The organism is Mesorhizobium sp. M2A.F.Ca.ET.042.01.1.1 (assembly GCF_003997405.1).
Classification (GTDB): Bacteria; Pseudomonadota; Alphaproteobacteria; order Rhizobiales; family Rhizobiaceae; genus Mesorhizobium.
On sequence record NZ_RZRX01000644.1, the window covers coordinates 1 to 488 of the forward strand.

Here is a 488-nt window from a genome sequence, read left to right on the forward strand (position 1 = left end):
GGGGAGCGAGGCAAGCGCCGTGGCGTGGATCGAATGGACATGCATGGCGCAGCGCGCGTGCGGGACGTTGCGATGGATTGCGCCATGCAGGCCCCAGGCGGTCGGATCCGGCGCGTTGGGGCCGGAGAGCGTGTCGGGATCGTTGGCGTCGATCAGGAGCAGGTCGCTCGCCTTGATGCGCGAGAAATGCACCTGGTTCGGGTTCATCAGGAACTTCGCGCCGTCCTCGTTGACGGACAGCGAGAAGTGATTGGCCACCGCCTCATGCATGTTGAGCCGCGCGGTCCAGCGGAAGGCGGCAGCAAGGTCGACCCGCTCCTCGTAATAGGGCAGGTTGCTTAGCGGTTCCTTGTGCAGACGGGCAAGGCTCATCGAAAATCCTCCTGTTTGGGCGAGAATGCCGTGCGACGCCGCTGCCAGCAACCGATAATCGGTGGCTCAGCAGATCAAGCCGCCGGGCGCGCCGACTGCAACCCGCCCTGCTCGAC

General features: G+C 65.2%; 1 protein-coding gene. It reads right to left on the minus strand.

Translation table 11 applies throughout. The annotated features are described in order from the left end of the window. The coding region (locus EOA23_RS35355) for a class II aldolase/adducin family protein (protein WP_189341854.1) at window positions 1-372 on the minus strand (372 nt) is incomplete at its 3' end. Window positions 373-488 lie beyond the last annotated feature (116 nt).